Genomic DNA, 15,146 nt, shown 5'->3' with positions numbered 1-15,146 from the left:
TGAAGATTTCAAGAGTGTTATATATTTGTATGTTTTTATTCATTTTCACATCAAGTCATTCTCAACAGGATACAAATCCAGATTGTTACACGGTTTTTGTGAACTAATGATACAACGGAGAAGTAAATATATCATTTGACAGTTTTACAAATTAACAATTGGACACAAAAACTAGCTTTAAAAAACTAAAAGAATATTGCGAAAAGGAAAACTTCAAAGGTTGGGATCCATATGATGGACTCAATAGTTGGGTAATTCAAAAAACGCTTTTAGGCAAATCCCGTTTTTTTAGATTGGCTTGGATTCAATTGTTTAAAAGAAACCCAATTAATTTCAGACAGTTGTTTGGAGTAAAAAAAGAATATAACCCTAAAGGGTTGGGTTTGTTTTTAACGGGTTATTGTAATTTATATATACAGAGTCCACAAAAAGAGTATTTAGAAAAAATAAACTTTTTAGCAGATACTATCTTAACCTTAGAATCTAAGGGGTATTCAGGGGCTTGCTGGGGATATAATTTCGATTGGCAAGCAAGAGCCTTTTTTCAACCTAAATATATGCCAACCGTTGTAGCCACAACATTTATATCAGAGGCATTATTAAAAGCATACGAAATAACTAAAAAAGAAATATACCTTCAAGCAGCCACTAGTGCATCTCAATTTGTGTTGAATGATTTGAACAAATCGTACGATAAAAATGGAAATTATACGTTTTCTTATTCTCCAGAAGATAAAACTCAAGTTTATAACGCTGGATTACTTGGCGCTAAGCTCTTATGTTTAATTTATAAATATACAGGTGATAAAAATTTATTAAAAGAAGCAAAGAGTGTAGTATCTTATGTTTGTACAAAGCAAAACGAAGATGGCTCTTGGGCTTATGGAACTTTGCCTTTTCATCAATGGATAGATAATTTTCATACTGGTTATAATCTAGAGTGTATTAAGATTTATGAACAGGTTAGTAAAGACACATCTTATAGTGATAACCTTAAAAAGGGAATGTCTTATTATTTAAAGACGTTTTTTACTTCAGAAGGAATTTCGAAATATTATAATAATAAAATATACCCTGTAGATATACATGCGCCTGCTCAATTAGTTGTTACACTTGCTAAATTTGGTAATTTTAATGATCAAAAAGAGCTCATTGATAGGGTTTTAGATTGGACAACAAACAATATGCAATCACCCAAAGGGTATTTTTATTATCAAAAAAAGAAGTTAGTGGTGTCTAGGATTCCATATATTCGTTGGGCACAAGCTTGGATGTTTTATGCTTTAAGCTATTATTTTTTAGAATTTAATGAAAATGAATAAAATTAGTATTCTTAATACATCAATCCATAATCTCACTATGGAAGAAACCCTTTCAATAGTGGATAAAACAATAGCAGAAGGCAAACAACTGCATCATGTAGTGGTAAATGCAGGTAAAATGGTCGCAATGCAAAAAGATCTTAAGTTAAGACAAAGTGTAAATGAAAGCGATTTAATAAATGCCGATGGACAAGCAGTAATTTGGGCTTCTAAAATTTTGAATAAACCATTAAAAGAAAGGGTTGCCGGGATTGATTTGATGATAAGATTAGTTGAATTAGCACATACAAATAATTACAAAATATTTTTCTTTGGAGCTAAAGAAGAGATTGTAAAAAAGGTAGTAGAGACCTATTCAAATAAGTATTCTTCGAACATTATTGCTGGTTATAGAAACGGATATTTCAATAAAAATGAAGAAGAAAATATAGCAAAAGAGATAGCGAATAGTGGAGCAAATATTTTATTTGTTGCCATAAGTTCACCTACAAAGGAAAATTTCCTGTATGAAAATAGAGCAATACTTAAAAAAGTGAATTTTGTGATGGGAGTTGGGGGAAGTTTTGATGTAATAGCCGGAAAAGTAAAAAGGGCCCCTATATGGATGCAAAAAATTGGCTTAGAATGGTTTTACAGGTTTTTACAAGAACCTAGAAGAATGTGGAAAAGGTATCTGATTGGTAATTCCAAATTTATTAAACTAGTTCTATTTCAAAAATTTAAAAAATAACAATTCAAATTACCTTGAGTTACAATGTAAAATTTATATTGCAAATCAAACTGATTATCTTTTGAAATGAAAAAAATATTAATAACAGGAGCAGCAGGATTTTTAGGCTCCCATTTATGCGACAGATTCTATAAAGAAGGCTATCATGTTGTTGCGATGGATAATCTCATTACCGGAGATAAAAAAAATATTGAACATTTAATAGGTCAAGAAAATTTTGAGTTTGTAGCTCACGACGTTACTAATTTTATAGAACTTAGAGGAAGTTTAGATTATATATTGCATTTTGCCTCACCAGCAAGCCCAATAGATTATTTAAAAATACCTATTCAAACACTAAAGGTAGGTGCTTTGGGTACCCATAACTTATTAGGTTTAGCAAAAGCTAAAAAAGCTAGAATACTTATCGCTTCTACCTCCGAAATTTATGGAGACCCTTTGGTGCACCCCCAAACTGAAGACTATTATGGGAATGTTAACACCATTGGCCCTAGAGGAGTTTATGATGAAGCAAAACGGTTTCAAGAAGCCATAACCATGGCCTATAATAGATTTCATGGTTTAGAAACACGTATAGTTAGGATTTTTAACACCTATGGCCCCAGAATGCGTTTAAATGATGGAAGGGTGATACCGGCTTTTATGGGGCAAGCATTGCGTGGTGAAGATTTAACCGTTTTTGGTGATGGTTCTCAAACACGATCCTTTTGTTATGTGGATGATCAAATAGAGGGCATTTACAGACTATTGTTAAGTGATTACGATCACCCAGTAAATATTGGCAACCCCCATGAAATTACCATAAAAGCATTTGCGGAAGAAATTATTAAGTTAACTGGCACTAACCAAAAAATAATTTATAAAGATTTACCAGCTAATGACCCCCTTCAACGACAGCCAGATATTTCATTAGCAAAAAAAATTCTAAATTGGGAACCTAAAGTAACTAGGGCAGAAGGTATGAGGATTACTTTTGAGTATTTTAAGAGTCTTTCCTTGGAAGATTTATATAGGAGAGATCATAAAAACTTTAAGGAACATATAAAAAGATAAATTGAAAGTATTTAAACAGGGCAGGTATTCAGGATTTATTAAACCAATTTCTTTTTTGGTAGATTTAGTTATTATTAATAGCTCTGTATTTTTCTTTAACATCAATCTATCCGATAAATTGATGTTTTTCACCTATATCTCTGTGTTATGGTTCATTATTTCATTTTATAATCGATTTTATGAAATCCAAAGAAATACAAGAATTATTCAAATATTAACGCTTTTATTAAAGCAAACAATATTATTTTCCATTGTACTTTATGCCTTTATAGGGTTTTTTAAGCAACCTAATATTAGTAGAATAAACTTAGGCAACTATCTACTTTTTGTTTTTCTTGTTTTGACTTTTTTTAAATTTTTAATCTTTTTTTTACTCAACAAATATAGGAGTGTTTTAGGGGGAAATATAAGATTAGTTGTAGTTATAGGAAAAAATGAAAAAACACGTCAGCTGATAAATATTTTTAATAAAAGACTAGATTTTGGTTATAAGTTTATGATGCAATTTAGTGTGAAAGAAGAAGACTTTTCTTTAAGCAAGTGTTTTGATTATATAATAGACAATGACATTGACGAAATTTATTTTTCAGTTTCTGAGCTCTCTAATAAACAGATTAATGAGTTAATTAATTTTGCAGATAACAATTTAAGAGAGCTAAAATTTATACCAGATAATAAGGAAATATTTTCCAAAAAACTCAAATACGAATATTACGATTATATTCCGGTATTATCTTTAAGAGATATTCCGCTGAAAGAGTCAATAAACAAAATTGTTAAAAGAGCATTTGATATTTTGTTTTCACTTTTTATAATCGTTTTTATTTTATCATGGTTAACACCTTTATTAGCAATATTAATTAAATTAGAGTCAAGAGGCCCGGTATTTTTTAAACAATCTAGAAACGGATTTAACTATAAAGAGTTCGACTGCTATAAATTCAGGTCCATGACGCCTAATAAAAACGCACATTTGCACCAGGCAACTAAAGGCGATTCTAGAGTAACCAAAGTGGGAGCATTTATACGAAAAACTAGTATTGATGAATTACCACAGTTTTTTAATGTTCTATTTGGAGACATGTCCGTTGTTGGCCCAAGACCGCACATGGTAAGTCATACAAACATGTACGCTAGAAAGATAGATAAGTTTATGGTGAGACATTTTGTAAAACCTGGCATCACTGGTTTAGCACAGGTAAGCGGGTTTAGAGGAGAAATAGAAACCGATAAGGATATTATAAACAGAGTAAAGTATGATATTTTTTATATTGAAAACTGGTCTTTACTTCTAGATATAAAAATCATAGTCCAGACTTTCTTAAATGCACTAAGGGGAGAGAAAAAAGCATACTAGATGGCAGCACTAGTTTCTGTAATAACTGCAACTTATAATTCCCACCTCTATATTAAAGATACAATACAAAGCGTATTAAATCAAAGCTACTCGAATTGGGAACTCATAATTATTGATGATGCCTCCACCGATAACACTGTAGAAATTATTAATCAATGCGCTTCTAATCACACAAACATTAAACTATTTCAAAATAAAACCAACCAAGGAGCTGCAATAACAAGAAATAGGGGTATTGAAGAAGCCTCAGGAGACTTTATTGCATTTTTGGATGCAGACGACCTTTGGAAGCCGAATAAGCTTGAAAAACAACTTAAATTTATGCAGGAGAATAGGGTTAATGTTTGTTTTTCAAGCTATGACTTAATGGATGAAGTTGGAAACACATTACATAAAAGAGTAAAAGCTTTGCCGTCGCTTTCTTATAAAAAACTATTGAAATGTAATTATGTTGGCAACCTAACAGGTATGTATAATGCCAAAGCCCTAGGCAAAATATACGCGCCAAATTTGCGTAAACGCCAAGACTGGTTGTTATGGTTAAACGCTGTTGAACAAAGTGGTGTGCCCGCACTTGGCATTGAAGAATCGCTGGCCCTATATAGGGTTAGAAAAAACTCAATGTCTTCAAACAAACTCAATCTTTTAAAATACAATTACTTGGTTTTCTACAAAGGTCTTGGGTTTTCTAAATTAAAATCTACCTACTATTTAATTGTTTTCCTTTTCGAATACTTTTTTGTAAAATCTCAACAAACACTTACTTCACAAAAGATGTAAATTGTTTTAGCTTACCGCCTTTAGTGCGTTTTAATGCTGTTTTTCTTTCAAAACTAACATTTAAGCCAGATTCTAAATAGCTTGCTATGGCTTTCTTTATGGCTTTTATTTTAGTTTCAGAAAGCGTTTCTCTACTGGTGTAAAGTATTTTAAAAGTATCTAAGGCATGTTGTTCAATAATAAATTCTTTTACGTTAGCATCATCTTCAATTACCGTTTTAGTCACATAATAAAACGTTAAGCCAACAGCTTTTTTTCCACTTGGTAACACCAAAATATCACTAGTTCTACCTGTAACACGTTTTAAAATAGGCTTGTTAATAGTACTGTTTTCATGGAACGTCCCAACATCGCCAAGGTCATAGCGAATAAAAGGGTGCGCTTTATTGTAAAGTGAAGTAACTACTATACGCCCTTCTTTTCCAATAGGAACAGGATTGTCATTATCATCTAAAACCTCAACAAATAAATCTTCAGTATTAACTATCCACTCGTTATCTAGATTATTAAAGGCAATCAAACTTAATTCGGCAGAACCATATTCGTTCGCAATAGGGACACCAAGGTGTTTTTTCAATAAGATTTTGTCATCCTTAAAAAGCATTTCAGCTGTTACAATACAGACTTTAAGTGTAGGACAAACATCTTTTAGAACACTATTTTTTTCTTCTAAGTACTTAGCAAACTGTACAATAGCACTGGTATAACCATTTATATATTCAAATGGTATAGTCTCAAATTTTTTTAAGTTACATTCTAATTGTTTTTCACTCATATCGAAAACCGAAAACCGAAAACGGTTAGCTAAAACATCTTTCAAGCGTTCTTTATAATGCGCTATACCTTTTAGCGGAATACCATAAAACCTAGCTTGTTTAGAGGCAGTCGCATCAATATCATACCACGCATATCTATCTATAAAATTTGCCCAAGAAAGCGCATGAGCATATTTATCTTTTGCGAAAATTAAAGGTGTTCCAGAAGAGCCTGATGTTTTATGAATATGACAATTCTTTACAGTAAAGCCGTCTGATAGTCTTTCAGCTAATGGAATTTGTAAATCACTTTTTTTAATTACTGGAAGGTTGTGCCATTCGCTAGTATCTATACCTTCAGTTAAGTTTTTATAAAACCTATTGTGTTTTAAATGATAGGCAACAATCTGTTTTTTTCTAGAGCTTAAATATGTTTTGTATTCAGAGTCTGTTTTAGATTGAATTTCGGATAAGTCGCGTTTAGCCTTATCAATAGGAAATCCTTTTAATTTTAATGTAAGATTAAATAAATTCACTTTAAAACCTGTATTGGTGTAAAGTAAATAAAAAATATTCGTGTATTAGAAGCATTAATTTTATTTTTGCGCAAACTTAAAATTGTTTTTCCCATTCAAAGGGAAACTAAAACCAAACACATGAATATTTTAATACTAGGTTCGGGAGGAAGAGAGCATACTTTCGCGTGGAAAATTGCTCAAAGTGATATATTTAAAAATCTATACGTTGCACCAGGAAACTCAGGAACTGCTGAGGTTGCAACTAATGTAAATTTTGGTGTTACCGATTTTGAAGCGATTAAGGCCTTAGTTTTGGATAAGCAGATTGATATGGTTGTTGTTGGTCCAGAAGATCCTTTGGTAAAAGGAGTTCATGATTATTTTTTGAATGATGATGAGATTAAGCATGTGTCAGTTATTGGGCCACAAAAAGTAGCTGCAGAACTGGAAGGTAGCAAAGAATTTGCTAAGGAATTTTTGTATCGTCATAACATCCCAACTGCAGCTTATGAAAGCTTTACTAAAGATACCGTTGAAAAAGGGTATACATTTCTAGACACCTTAAAACCGCCGTATGTATTGAAGGCAGATGGATTAGCCGCTGGGAAAGGTGTAGTGATTTTAAATGATATAGATGAAGCTAAAGCAGAACTAAAAAGCATGCTTGTTGATGCTAAATTTGGTGATGCCAGTACTAAAGTAGTGATTGAAGAGTTTTTAGATGGGATAGAGCTAAGTTGTTTTGTGCTAACCGATGGCACACATTACAAAGTATTGCCCACAGCAAAAGATTATAAACGAATTGGTGAAGGCGATACTGGTTTAAATACTGGCGGTATGGGCGCAGTGTCTCCAGTGCCTTTTGCTACAGATGAGTTCTTAAGTAAGATTGAAGAGCGCATCGTAAAACCTACCGTTGAGGGCTTAAAGAAAGACAATTTGCCTTACGTAGGCTTTATATTCATTGGATTAATTAAAGTTGGAGACGACCCAAAAGTTATTGAATACAACGTGCGAATGGGCGACCCTGAAACCGAAGTAGTTTTTCCAAGGTTGAAGAACGATTTAGTGGAAATACTACAAGCCATGGCTAACGGAACTCTTGATAAAATTGATATTGAAATTGATGAGCGTGCGGCTACCACTGTTGTGCTCGTTTCTGGAGGATATCCTGAGGCATACGAGAAAGGTAAAGAAATTACAGGAATAGAAAATATAACAAATTCCATTCCTTTTCATGCTGGAGCGCAATTAAAAGATGGTAAAATTATAACTTCGGGTGGTCGTGTTATGGCAATAACATCTTATGGGGAAACTTACCAAGAGGCCATAAAAAAATCTTACCAAAGTATAGAAAAACTACATTTTGATAAGATGAACTATCGTAAAGATATTGGATTCGATTTATAAAAACGAGTGCGAAGAAATACTCTTATCTTCTTCGTTGTTGTTATCAAATATTCTTAGTTGCTTCATCCAATAAACTATGGCAACTACACATATAATGGAAAAAATCCATGATACGGTATTTGCAAGCCACCAGTTATCCAATTCTAATGCTCTTAGTGCATCGTATGGCGCAAAAAGCACATTAACAAATAAATCTTGTATAGCGTAAAAGAAGTCTTTCATATTAGTATATTTACGAAGCAAAAATACAAAAACAGTTAATGATTACAAGCATTTTTAATAAATCTAAGCCAATTAATTTTATAATTGTCTTTTTTATTATTGCCATTGCTTGTTCTATTTCATTTTTTAAGATTGGAAATTACGCTATAAGTTTCAATAACCTTTTAATTGTTAGTGTCCTTTTTTTGTTCGGTTACTTTTCAATGTTGGTTTTAAACTTTGTTTCTGGGAAAAATAACTTAACCCAGACCAATAATTTTGAAATTGTACTATATGCTTCGTTTTTACTTATGGTGCCACAAACAACGGGTAGCTTAAAACTTCTTTTAGCGAATATATTTTTGTTGTTTAGTTTAAGACGTCTTATTAGTTTACGTTCCCAGAAAAGCATAAAAAAAAAGCTGTTTGACGCTGCGTTTTGGATAACACTAGCAGCAATATGTTATGCTTGGGCCAGCGTATTTCTTATATTAATACCAGTTGCAGTTTTTTTATATACCGATAATAAACTAAGAAATTGGCTTATTCCATTAACTGCTATTGTAGCTGTATTACTTATTGCGTATTGCATTTGTTTTTTCGCTAATTATGAATTGACAAGCCATTTCATTAATGGTTTTGAAATTAGTTTCGACTTCAGCGTGTACAACACCCCTCAATTTTTGGTAGCACTTACATTATTTTTTTCGTTTGGCCTCTGGTCATTATTGTTTTACATAAAAAGCATCAATCTGAAAAAAAAGTCACTGCGACCAGCATTTTATCTTATAATTTGGACTGTAATTATATCATTCTTATTATTGATAATTGCACCGGAAAAAAGTGGAGGGGAATTCTTATTTGTATTTGCGCCATTGGCTATTATCATATCTAGCTATATTGAGGTAATAAGAGAAAAATGGTTTAAGGAAGTGTTTTTTTTAGTACTGCTAATAGTACCTGTAGCACTTCTATTTCTGTAGTTTTTTACCAAAAGACAAATCGCCAGCATCTCCCAAGCCTGGAATTATATAGCCCTTATCGTTTAGTGTGTCATCGATTGAAGCTATCCAAAGATGTGTGTTTTCTGGAAATTTAGTTGATACAAAATCTACGCCTTCCTGTGCTCCTATTACACTTACTAGATGAATATTTTTTGGGACCCCGAAAGGCTGTAATGCTTCAAAAGTAGCTAACATAGATTGACCTGTAGCCAACATGGGGTCAGCTAAAATTAGTGTCTTATTTGATAAATCGGGACAAGACAAATACTCCACCACAATTTCAAAATTTTCAGGGTGTGCTTTATGGTGTCTGTATGCTGAAATAAAAGCATTTTCGGCAGTATCAAAATAATTTAAAAGTCCGTTATGCAGGGGTACACCAGCTCTTAAAATCGAGCAAAGTACAATGCTATTATCAAAGTCGTATGTATCAAAATTACCCAAAGGTGTAGTAACCACTTTTGCTCTGTAGCGCAGGGTTTTACTCATTTCATACCCTAAAATTTCCCCTATGCGTTCTATGTTTCTTCTAAATCGCATACTATCTTTCTGTATGTCCATATCTCGTATTTCAGAAATAAACCTGTTTAATATTGAGTTTTCTTTTGAAAGGTTACGAACATGCATATTTTATGATAAGCTTTAGAATGCTAAAGTTAACTAATATAAGTATATTTGTGGTCTAAATTTAATACCTATGTTTACCGACAAAGCCAATAAGATATTTCAAGATGTAATTGAAAAATACCATGTAATTAATACAGTAGATCAGCCTTTTGAAAACCCATATCCAAAAAGTGATTTAATAGAACATTTATTGTACAGAAAGTGCTGGATAGATACCGTACAATGGCATTATGAAGATATTATTCGCGATCCTCAAATAGATCCGGTAGCTGCATTAACATTAAAACGTCAAATTGATGCATCCAATCAAGACCGAACCGATATGGTAGAGTATATAGATAGTTATTTTCTTGAAAAATATAAAGATGTCACAGTGAAAGACGATGGCACCATTAATACTGAAAGTCCAGCTTGGGGTATTGATAGGTTATCCATTTTGGCACTAAAAGTATATCATATGAACGAAGAAGCAACAAGAACCGATGCTTCTGATGCACACAGAGCTGCCTGTAAAGCAAAGTTAGATGTTTTATTAGAACAACGTGTAGATTTATCTACTGCAATTGATACGCTTTTAAAGGATATAGAAAATGGCGATAAATATATGAAAGTGTACAAGCAAATGAAGATGTACAATGATGACGAACTAAACCCAGTGTTGCGTTCTCAGAAGTAGAGTATTGTCATTCTGAACGAAGTGAAGAATCTCATTTTTAAGGACGTTTCGACTGCGCTCAACGTGACATAGAGATGTAATTTATGTCCCAACCTAAAAAACATATATTGGTTATACGTCTCTCAGCGATGGGAGACGTTGCTATGACAGTACCTGTGTTAAGGGCAGCTATCGCACAACATCCTGAGTTAAAAATCACAGTATTAACCAAACCTTTTTTTAAACCGTTTTTTAGGGATTTAAAAGATATTGAGGTAATTACAGTTGATGTAAAAGGGCAACACAAAGGCACATTTGGCCTTTACAAATTGGCCAGACATATCAATAAGCACTATAAATTTTATGCCATTGCCGATTTACATAATGTTTTGAGAAGCAAGGTGTTAAAACAGTTTATTAAATGTAGAAGGTTTGTTACAATTGATAAAGGGCGCACTGAAAAACGGCAATTGACTTCGGGTAAGTTATTCAAGCAATTAAAAACAACACCTCAACGCTATGCTGATGTATTCGGCGCTTTGGGTTATCCAGTTGATCTGTCAAGGCCCTCTTTTCCAGAGAAAGTAGATCTAGATAAAACACTAAAAGGCCTTTTAGGCGACAGAAAGGAAGCGCTTATAGGCATTGCACCTTTTGCAGCGCACGACGGTAAAATGTATCCTTTAAATTTAATGGAGGAGGTGGTAAAAACACTTTCAGAAAATTTCAAAGTGTTGCTCTTTGGTGGTGGAAAAAATGAGGAAGCCATTTTAAACCGTTGGGAAAAATTTAACGACAATACAGTTAATGTAGCTGGAAAGGTGTCATTAGATGCAGAGTTAGATATTATTTCAAACCTCGATGTAATGCTTTCTATGGACTCTGGAAATGCGCACGTGGCAGCAATGTTGGGTATTAAAGTGGTCACCATTTGGGGTGTAACGCATCCCTTTACCGGTTTTGCGCCATTTAATCAACCAGAATATTATGCTTTACTTTCTGATAGGGAACAATTTCCTTTAATACCAACCTCGGTTTATGGTAATAAATGTCCTGAAGGTTATAAAAGGGCCAGTGCATCAATCTCACCAAAAACGATTGTAGATAAAATAAACGCTGTTGTTTAAAGAGATTTAGGGTTCGGCTTTAAACATCATCGTAATCAACAATGATAGTAGACGTTGTTGGATGCGCCTGACACGTTAAAATCAATCCCTCAGCGACTTCACTTTCAGTTAAAATATTGTTTTGTACCATAGTGGCGGCACCTTCTTTAATTCTCCCTAAGCAACTACTGCAAATACCACCTTGGCAGGAATAGGGCGCATCAAGATCTTCGTCGAGCGCAGCTTCAAGAATGGTTTGTTTAGAAGACATTTCAAAGGTAGATTCCTCATCATCTACAACAACAGTTATTTTTGTACGTCCAACAGGTATTGCACTAATTGTCTCTTTTATACTTTCTGAAGTTTTACCGGCTTTAAACAGTTCAAAATGTATGCGGTCTTCGTTTATACCATGTTCGGTTAATACCCCTTTTACGGTGTTGATCATGCCTTCCGGACCACATAAATAAAACGCATCTACATCTATGTGCTTGTGCTTGTTTTTCATCACGTAGTTTACAGTACTTTTTTCAATACGTCCAAAAATAGCATCGTCTTCATCGGTTTGACTAAATACAAATTGAATTGAAAAACGCTCACTATATTGGTGTTGTAGCTCTAAAAGTTCATTAAGGAACATGGTATCTTTAGTGGATTTATTCCCGTAAACCAAAATAACTTTACTATGTACTTCTTCTTCTAAAGCACATTTTATGATACTTAAAATGGGTGTAATACCACTACCAGCAGCAAATAGTGCGATATTTTTGGTTTTTTTATCGTTTGGTTCAAAAACAAAACGACCTCTGGGAGGTGCAACATTTAGAACATCACCAACTTTTAGGTTGTTGTTAGCAAAAGCTGAAAACGTGCCGTCTTTCACTTCTTTTACTGCTACTTTTAATTCACCGCTTTTTGGAGAGGCGCAAAGTGAATAATCGCGCCTAACCTCGTTCCCGTTAATGTCGGTTTTTAATGTAATGTATTGCCCTGCTTTAAATGAAAAAACAGGTTTTAAATTATCAGTAACATTAAAGGTTATGCTTACCGATTTATCGGTTTCTCTATTGATGTTTTTGACAGAAAGTTTATGAAATTCAGACATGAAATAAATTTTTATCAAAAATAATGAAGCAGTAACGTTTTATCGGTATTATTAGTCGAAAAAATAATACATAATAATTTTATGCATAGATAAATTATGTATATTTGAAAGTAATGAAAAGCACTAATTTATACAAAGGGAGTTTAACAACCATCATTTTAAAGCTCTTAAACGAGAATGATAAAATGTATGGCTATGAAATTACACAAAAAGTAAAGGAAATCACCAATGGTGAGCTTATTATTACTGAAGGTGCGCTCTACCCATCATTACATAAATTAGAAGCCGAAGGTTTATTGGATGTTGAATTTGTAAAAGTGAACAATAGAACTAGAAAATATTATAAACTTACTGAATTAGGTACGCAAGAAACCGTTTATAAATTAGCAGAACTGGAAGATTATATAAGGACCATGCGGGCGTTAGTAAACCCGAAGTTTAGGCAGTAACATCAGGGAGTATGAAATTTTATTAAGTCTTCGTTCTCATAAATTACCAAGAAAACCAATTTCTTTAGAGTTTTTATTTATATAATTATGCGAAACGGAAGGAAATTGTAACATTTCTATCTATTTTTATACCTATATCTAAAATTCACATTAACCAAAACATGTCAAAAATGAAAAGATTGCTATTGTTATTTCTTTTAGTATTCACCATTTCAATGAATGCACAAGAAGATGAAAGTTTTAAAGAAGAAACCATTGAGTTTATTAAACTTACCGGTGCCACCAAAGCGTTTGATAGCGCTATTGAACAACTAGGGAGTATGGTGTCTCAAGAAAATAAAGCAGCCTACAAAAAGGAAGCTGAGGGAACTTTGGACGCACTTTATGAAGAAATGGCGGAATTGTATATGAGTGAATTCACAAGAGCCGAAATTCAGGAACTTTTGAAGTTTTATAATTCTGATATTGGTAAGAAACTTGCAGAAAAGCAACTTTCATTAACCCAAAAAGGTATGATGATGGGACAGTCATGGGGTATGAAAGTACAAGGGATTGCTCAGAAATATAACTAATAAACGTATTAGCTATGATGAAGCATTTCTTAAAACTAGAATGGAAAGCATTTTTTAGGTCAGCCAGTTTTGGAAAAAGTCTAGGCATAAAGATTTTTATGGGCTTTATGGCGCTTTATTTTATGACTTTCTTTTTAATTGGTGGGTTTTTTATGGATAAAATCCTCGAAAAGGTCTTCCCAAAATTAGATTTAATTACAGCATTTTGCGGTTTATTGTTCTTCTGGATTTTAGGCGATTTAATTTTTCGGTTTTTCTTTCAAAAACTTCCAGTTATGAGTGTGAAACCATTATTAACACTCCCAGTCAGTAGAAATAAAATAGTACATTATGTATTGGGAAAATCAGCCTTATCATTCTTTAACTTTTTACCGCTTTTTGCTATTATACCTTTTGGTATAAAGTTATTGTTTAAAGATTATCCAACGGGTTCAGTATTGATATTGCTATTAGCGCTTTTTGTAACGACACTTATCATTAACTTCCTAAATTTTATAATTGAAAGCTTTTCAGCTGAAACGGAATTATCGTTTTTGCCTGTTATTTTGTTAACAGGAGGTTTATTTGCTCTAAATTATTATGAAATTATTTCATTTAAAGATTTAATTGGTAATGCGTTTATTGCTATTTACGAATCGCCATTATTGATATTAGTGCTTCTCCTAATATTAGCCATAACTTATATTTTTAATTTTAAGCTCTTACACAAAAAGCTATTTCTAGATAGTGGCTTGAAAACAGAGGTGAAAGAGGTAAATGCATCAAACCTAGATTGGACGAAGAACTTTGGAGACATTGCGCCTTTTATGCAGTTGGATTTACGATTAATTTGGCGCAATAAACGCACAAAATCGTCTGTGTGGATGTTGGCTATTGGGTTACTTTATGGGCTGTTTTTCTATCCAAATCCAACCTATAATAACATGCCGTTTTTCTTCATATTTATTGGTATTTTTTCAACTGGAATATTTTTAATCAACTTTGGTCAGTTTGTACCCGCTTGGGATAGTGGTTATTATAAATTATTGATGAGCCAAAATATTAAGTACGAGCAATATTTAAAATCTAAATTTACATTGATGGCCTTAAGTGTAGTTGTGCTATTTGTTTTGGGAATACCTTATGTGTATTTCGGTTGGAAAATTTTGTTTGCGCATTTTGCAGCTGCCATTTACAACATTGGTATTAATACGCATGTTATTTTGTGGGGAGGCTCTTTTAACAGAAAAAAGATCGATTTAAGTCAAAAAGCAGCATTTAACTATCAAGGTACCGGTGCAGTACAATGGTTAATAGGTATTCCACTTCTTGTTTTACCAATGCTAATTTTTGCACTTTTAAATTGGTTGTTAAGTTTTGAAATCGCATGTATTGTGCTTATTGCTATGGGTGTTTTAGGTATTGTATTTCACGAAAAACTAATGCGATTTATAACAGGAAAATATTTAGAATCAAAATACAAAATGATTGATGCTTTCGATCAAGATAATTAAAATACAGCT

General features: G+C 32.9%; 16 protein-coding genes. 12 read left to right on the top strand and 4 right to left on the bottom strand.

Annotated features, from left to right (window positions below; translation table 11 throughout):
- Positions 1-158 precede the first annotated feature (158 nt).
- The 5 genes from BMY39_RS01935 (at position 159) to BMY39_RS01915 (ending at position 5,242) form a co-directional block, all read left to right on the top strand.
- On the top strand, positions 159-1,322 hold the full coding sequence (locus BMY39_RS01935) for a glycoside hydrolase family protein (protein WP_092574699.1): 1,164 nt from the start codon (positions 159-161) through the stop codon (positions 1,320-1,322).
- 37 nt (positions 1,323-1,359) lie between these two features.
- A complete protein-coding gene (locus BMY39_RS01930) occupies positions 1,360-2,052 on the top strand; it encodes a WecB/TagA/CpsF family glycosyltransferase (protein ID WP_245738135.1) in 693 nt (230 codons plus the stop codon).
- A gap of 66 nt (positions 2,053-2,118) precedes the next feature.
- Entirely contained in the window at positions 2,119-3,105 is a 987-nt protein-coding gene (locus tag BMY39_RS01925) for a UDP-glucuronic acid decarboxylase family protein (protein ID WP_092574697.1), read from the top strand.
- Position 3,106: 1 nt separating this feature from the next.
- Complete coding sequence (locus tag BMY39_RS01920) at positions 3,107-4,462, top strand: undecaprenyl-phosphate glucose phosphotransferase (RefSeq protein ID WP_092574695.1); 1,356 nt, start codon at positions 3,107-3,109, stop codon at positions 4,460-4,462.
- Positions 4,463-5,242, top strand: coding sequence for a glycosyltransferase family 2 protein (locus BMY39_RS01915; RefSeq protein WP_092574694.1), 780 nt, complete (start codon positions 4,463-4,465; stop codon positions 5,240-5,242).
- On the opposite strand, the gene BMY39_RS01910 is transcribed toward BMY39_RS01915, so the two are convergent.
- Complete coding sequence (locus BMY39_RS01910; RefSeq protein WP_092574692.1) at positions 5,223-6,533, bottom strand: phenylacetate--CoA ligase family protein; 1,311 nt, start codon at positions 6,531-6,533, stop codon at positions 5,223-5,225. The two genes, BMY39_RS01915 and BMY39_RS01910, sit on opposite strands and share 20 nt — an antisense overlap.
- A gap of 120 nt (positions 6,534-6,653) precedes the next feature.
- On the opposite strand from BMY39_RS01910, the gene purD reads away from it, so the two are divergent.
- Complete coding sequence (gene purD / locus BMY39_RS01905) at positions 6,654-7,925, top strand: phosphoribosylamine--glycine ligase (protein WP_092574690.1); 1,272 nt, start codon at positions 6,654-6,656, stop codon at positions 7,923-7,925.
- On the opposite strand, the gene BMY39_RS01900 is transcribed toward purD, so the two are convergent.
- Positions 7,920-8,147 carry a DUF6341 family protein gene (locus BMY39_RS01900; protein WP_092574689.1) on the bottom strand — a complete coding sequence of 76 codons (228 nt, stop codon included), beginning with the start codon at positions 8,145-8,147 and terminating at the stop codon, positions 7,920-7,922. The genes purD and BMY39_RS01900 overlap by 6 nt on opposite strands.
- A 38-nt stretch (positions 8,148-8,185) precedes the next feature.
- Between BMY39_RS01900 and BMY39_RS01895 the strand changes: the two genes are divergently transcribed.
- Positions 8,186-9,109, top strand: a complete 924-nt coding sequence (locus BMY39_RS01895; RefSeq protein WP_092574683.1) for an LTA synthase family protein — start codon at positions 8,186-8,188, stop codon at positions 9,107-9,109.
- Here the strand turns inward: BMY39_RS01895 and upp are convergent.
- Positions 9,098-9,757, bottom strand: a complete 660-nt coding sequence (gene upp / locus BMY39_RS01890) for a uracil phosphoribosyltransferase (RefSeq protein WP_092574680.1) — start codon at positions 9,755-9,757, stop codon at positions 9,098-9,100. The two genes, BMY39_RS01895 and upp, sit on opposite strands and share 12 nt — an antisense overlap.
- 70 nt (positions 9,758-9,827) lie before the next feature.
- Here upp and BMY39_RS01885 point away from each other — a divergent pair, with 70 nt between their 5' ends.
- A complete protein-coding gene (locus BMY39_RS01885; protein ID WP_092574678.1) occupies positions 9,828-10,433 on the top strand; it encodes a DUF4254 domain-containing protein in 606 nt (201 codons plus the stop codon).
- Positions 10,434-10,561: 128 nt separating this feature from the next.
- The gene (locus BMY39_RS01880) at positions 10,562-11,539 is read left to right on the top strand and encodes a glycosyltransferase family 9 protein (protein ID WP_092574675.1); all 978 of its coding nucleotides are present in this window, start codon (positions 10,562-10,564) and stop codon (positions 11,537-11,539) included.
- Positions 11,540-11,558: 19 nt separating this feature from the next.
- Here BMY39_RS01880 and BMY39_RS01875 read toward each other — a convergent pair whose 3' ends face one another.
- Complete coding sequence (locus BMY39_RS01875) at positions 11,559-12,623, bottom strand: ferredoxin--NADP reductase (protein WP_092574674.1); 1,065 nt, start codon at positions 12,621-12,623, stop codon at positions 11,559-11,561.
- 113 nt (positions 12,624-12,736) lie between these two features.
- Between BMY39_RS01875 and BMY39_RS01870 the strand changes: the two genes are divergently transcribed.
- From BMY39_RS01870 to BMY39_RS01860, 3 genes are all read left to right on the top strand, one after another.
- A complete protein-coding gene (locus BMY39_RS01870) occupies positions 12,737-13,072 on the top strand; it encodes a PadR family transcriptional regulator (RefSeq protein ID WP_092574672.1) in 336 nt (111 codons plus the stop codon).
- A 170-nt stretch (positions 13,073-13,242) separates the two neighbouring features.
- Complete coding sequence (locus BMY39_RS01865; RefSeq protein ID WP_177176524.1) at positions 13,243-13,644, top strand: DUF2059 domain-containing protein; 402 nt, start codon at positions 13,243-13,245, stop codon at positions 13,642-13,644.
- Positions 13,645-13,658: 14 nt separating this feature from the next.
- Entirely contained in the window at positions 13,659-15,137 is a 1,479-nt protein-coding gene (locus BMY39_RS01860; RefSeq protein WP_092574668.1) for a DUF5687 family protein, read from the top strand.
- Positions 15,138-15,146 lie beyond the last annotated feature (9 nt).

Source organism: Hyunsoonleella jejuensis (assembly GCF_900111025.1).
GTDB lineage: Bacteria > Bacteroidota > Bacteroidia > Flavobacteriales > Flavobacteriaceae > Jejuia > Jejuia jejuensis.
Note: the sequence above shows the minus strand (reverse complement) of the source record. Positions and strands in the feature narration are given on the sequence as shown.